The sequence below is a fragment of the Pseudomonas sp. PS02303 genome, from assembly GCF_029959925.1.
GTDB lineage: Bacteria > Pseudomonadota > Gammaproteobacteria > Pseudomonadales > Pseudomonadaceae > Aquipseudomonas > Aquipseudomonas mandelii.
Genome location: NZ_JASCOM010000361.1, coordinates 1 through 4,542 on the forward strand (window position 1 = coordinate 1; position 4,542 = coordinate 4,542).

Annotated in this window: 1 protein-coding gene; it reads right to left on the reverse strand. The window is 64.5% G+C overall.

Going from position 1 to position 4,542, the window contains the following annotated elements; genetic code table 11:
• Positions 1-75 precede the first annotated feature (75 nt).
• Positions 76-4,401 (reverse strand): DEAD/DEAH box helicase, encoded by a 4,326-nt coding sequence (locus QMX98_RS32550; protein WP_282411973.1) that lies wholly within the window; start codon positions 4,399-4,401, stop codon positions 76-78.
• Between the last annotated feature and the right edge of the window lie 141 nt (positions 4,402-4,542).

The following is a 4,542-nucleotide window of genomic DNA, read 5'->3' on the forward strand; positions in this document are numbered from 1 at the left end:
AGGCTTGCCCGCGAAGGGCGCACCGCGGTGTATCAGTAGAACAGTGTCTTCGTTCTTCGCGGGCAAGCCTCGCTCCTACAGGGGATTGTGGCGGATCAGCTTGCTGTGTAATTCAGCAGCCGATTGCTGATCCAGCTCGACCCAGAAAACCTGCTTGCCAGCAATCTCGGCCGCCGCCGGCAACCCATCTCGATACACCAGCCGATTACTCGCCAACGCCGGCACCTTCGCTCCGGGCAGTAACGTCCCGGCAAGGTTCAGCGGATCAACCCCGCACACCGCGATCAAACTCCCGTCATGCGGCCGGCGCCGGACTTCGCGCAGCAACGGTATCGCCTCAGGCAACGCAAACTGCTCCCCGGCCAAGCCACTGACAAAGCGCCCACCGCGAATCTCCCCCCGCGCCTCCAGCCGATGGAATGTGCGCAGCAATTCCCGCCAACTCGGCAACCAATCCGCTTCCCGCTCCAGCAAGCGCCAGAACACCACGCCGTAGCGTCTCAGCAACGTCATGGCGATGTGTTCCAGGGTGTCGCTCGCCGTCGGCGTCGGGCGTTTGTTATCCACAACCGGCACGGCGGGACCGCGTCGCAGTAAGGCCCAGCGCCCGGCATCGTCCATCCCGCCGACGAACGCCCCACGCCCACGTCGGCTGCTGCGGTTCTGTCGCTTGCTGGCCGGGGTGATCAGCGCTCGCAGGCCGGCGAAACTGTCGGCGTTCACCAGTCCGGCGCCGACCAGTTCCTGCAAGGCGATTTCCAGCTCGGTGCGCAGCAGGTGCGCCTCGTGAATCAGCTCATCGAAAAACAGCGCGCCATGTTGGCTGAGTGCTTCGTAGACCTTTTGCGTCTTGGGCGACAGTTCGCTGACCGGGGTCTGCTCGGTCAGGCTGCTCCACAACCCGACCTGGCTGCGCGGTAGCAGCAGAATCGGTGTACTGCGCAACGCCGTGCCGGCCGTCTTGTTGCGCGCGGTCAGGCGGGTCCAGACCAGCTTGCCGCTGCGGCACAGGTCGTCCAGCCAACTTGCCGAATAGCCTTTGATCCGCATCGGCAGAAGGTCGCTGTCCCAGGCTGAAGCGGCAGCGGGATAGCCTTCGAACTGCGCGACGATGGCCGGCAGCACCGCGTTGCCCTGGCCTTGCGTCGCGGCGGACAAGTGCTGCCAGTCGAACAGAAAGCGCATGAAATCCTGCAACGCCACCGGCTCGATTTCCCGCCGCAGACGCTTGACCGTGTAGCGATGAATCCGCGCGAGCAGGTGCCGCTCACACCATTCGTCCTCGATGGCGCCAGGGGTGAATTGACCACGCAGCACATAACCTTCGCGCTCCAGTTGCGCCAGCGCTTGGGTGACTTCAATGGCCGGCAATCCCAAAGGTTCGGCAATCGCTTGCAACGGCAGTGGGCCAAACGCACTGAGCCGCGCGCGAATCACTTCCAGCACGGCTTCGTCCGTTTCCCAGACCTCATCAAATCCCGGCAGCGCCTCCAGCGGAGGCAGCAAATCTGCCTGTGGATAAATCGCCCGCAGGCAGGTCAGACGCTCCAACGCCAACCACAGCGATTGCCCGGCATTGAGCTGCAAACGGCTGGTGCGACCGCTTGCAGCGAGGACGTTGAGCCAGTCGAGCCAATGCGCATTGGCCTGTGCCTCGGCATCGGTGATGCACGCCAGGCTCATCAAGGCTTCGTGCATTTCATCGACGCCCGTCGGGGCTGGCCAGGCTTCGTCGCGCACCGCTTGAATCGCTTCGGCATCCAGCGCACCGAGGTCGTCGGTGGACTGCGGGTCGGTCCAGCGCCGGTTGAGCACCGCTTGGGTGCGGCGTTCTTCCAGCGGCGCATCGTCGAGAAAGGTATAGGGGCGGGCGCTGAGGATTTCTGCTGCCAGCGGCGAGGGCGCCGGCAAATCGCGGCTGATCAGTCGGACGTCGCCGCTTTCCATGCGCCGCAACAACGCCAGCCAGCCTTCGCTGTCCATGGCCTCGTGCAGGCAATCGTCGAGGGTTTGCTCCACCAGCGGATGCTCGGGCACTTCGCGTTCACCGGCGAGGTTTTCCACGCAGGCAATCTGATCGGGAAACACGCTGGCGATCAGGTCTTCGCTTTTCATGCGCTGGATCTGCGGCGCGACTTTGCGCCCTCCGGTGTAACGCGGCAGCGCCAGTGCGACCCCGGCGTTCCAGCGCCAGCGCACGCCGAACAGCGGCGCATCGAGTATCGCCTGGATCAACAGGTGCTCGGCGGTGTTGCTGTGAACATAGCGCCAGACGTCGTCGAGTTCGAAGCTGTGGCTGGTGGACAGCGACAGCACGATTGCGTCTTCGCTGGCGGCGGCCTGCAATTCGAAGTTGAAGGTGCGGCAGAACCGCTTGCGCAAGGCCAGGCCCCAGGCGCGGTTGATGCGACTGCCGAACGGCGAGTGGATGATCAGTTGCGTGCCGCCGGATTCGTCGAAAAACCGTTCCATCAGCAGCGTGTCTTGCGAGGGCAGGGCGCCCAATGTCAGGCGTGCGCGGGCCAGGTAATCCACCAGTTGCTCGGCGCTGGCGAGGTTCAGGCCGAGGGTGTCGGTCAGCCAGTCGATGGCCGGTTGCAAGTTACCCGGTGTGGCGCCGAGCAGGTCATCGAGCTGCGCTTGCAGGCGCGCGACGGCGAATGACAATTCAGCGCTGCGTCCCGGTGCTTCCCCAAGCCAGAACGGAATGGTCGGCGGCTGGCCCTGAGCATCTTCGACCCGGACCTTGCCGGTTTCGACGCGCAGGATCCGGTACGACGTATTGCCCAACTGGAAGATATCCCCGGCGATGCTTTCCACGGCAAAGTCTTCGTTGACGCTGCCGATGTTCAGCCCCTGAGGCTCCAGCAGCACGCTGTAATCGGCGTTGTCCGGAATCGTTCCGCCGCTGGTCACCGCCGTCAGTTTGCTGCCCCGACGACCGCGCAACGTGCGGGTCACGGCGTCGCGGTGCAGGTAGGCGCTGCGAATCCCCTGGCGACCGTTGTAGCCCTCGGCGAGCATATTCAGCAGCGCCTGGTAATGCTTTTCGTCGAGGTCGGCGTAGGGCGAGGCTTTGCGGAACATCTCCAGTAAGGCCTGCTCCTGCCATTCCTGGCAGCTGACTTCGGCGATGATCTGCTGCGCCAAGACATCCAGCGGCGCCTTGGGAATCTGCAGGGTGTCGAGTTCGCCACGGCGCACGCAGTCGAGCAGGGCGGCGCATTCGATCAAGTCATCTCGGGTGGTGGCGAACAAACGGCCCTTGGGCGTGCCGCCGACCTGGTGCCCGGAGCGGCCGACCCGTTGCAGAAAACCGGCAATCGAGCGCGGCGAGGCGATCTGGCACACCAGGTCGACGTCGCCTATGTCGATCCCCAGTTCCAGCGAGGCCGTGGCGATCAGCACTTGCAGCTCGCCGCGCTTGAGCCGCTGTTCCGCGTCGAGGCGAAACTCCTTGGCCAGGCTGCCGTGGTGCGCGGCGACGGCCTCCTTGCCGAGGCGTTCGCTCAAGTGCCGGCTCAGGCGCTCGGCCAGGCGTCGGGTGTTGACGAAAATCAGCGTGGTGCGATGTTCGCGGGCAAGGGCAGCGAGGCGGTCGTAGACCCGTTCCCAGACATCGTTGGCCATCACTGCCGAGAGCGGCACTGGCGGCACTTCGATGTCCAGATCCCGCGGGCGGGCGTGACCGATGTCGATGATTTCGCACTCGCGGTCACGGCCCACAAGGAAGCGCGAGACCGCTTCGATGGGTTTTTGCGTGGCAGACAGGCCTATCCGCATCAGCGGGACCGCGCACAGCGCCTGCAATCGTTCGAGGCTCAAGGCCAGATGGCTGCCGCGTTTGCTGGCGGCGATGGCGTGGATTTCGTCGACGATCACCGTGCGCGTGGTACCGAGCATCTGCCGGCCGGAATCGGAACCAAGCAGCACGTAGAGGGACTCCGGGGTGGTCACCAGAATGTGCGGCGCCGTTCGGCGCATGGCCGAGCGGTCTTTTTGCGGCGTATCGCCGGTGCGCACGGCGGTGTTGATCTGCAATTCGGGCAGGCCCATGACGCGTAATTGCTCGGTGATGCCGGCCAGCGGGTTTTGCAGGTTGATCTGGATGTCGTTGGACAGGGCTTTGAGCGGTGAGACGTAGACCACCAGGGTTTCGTCAGGCAACCCGCCTTCATTTTCCAGGCCGCGATGGACCAGGTCGTCAATGACCGCGAGGAAGGCCGTGAGGGTTTTGCCGGACCCGGTGGGCGCGGCGATCAGGGTCGAGCGGTGCTGGCGGATCAACGGCCACGCCCGGGCCTGGGCGGCGGTGACCGTCGGGAAGGTATTGCTGAACCAGGCGCTGACGGCGGGGTGGAAGCCTGCCAGGGCCGCGTCCGTGGGGATGGGCAGATTCATTGGGTAATTTATGCGGGTGGGGGACTGAAGATGCAAGTACCGCTCAAGACCTTCATTGTTTCCAATGGCCTCATCGCGAGCAGGCTCGCTCCCACATTGGATTTGTGTGCGCCGCAGCCCCCTGTGGGAGCGAGCCTGCTC

Coding starts and splice junctions, on each gene's coding strand:
- QMX98_RS32550 (WP_282411973.1), bottom strand. CDS start 4,401: ATGAATCTGCCCATCCCCACGGACGCGGCCCTGGCAGGCTTCCACCCC.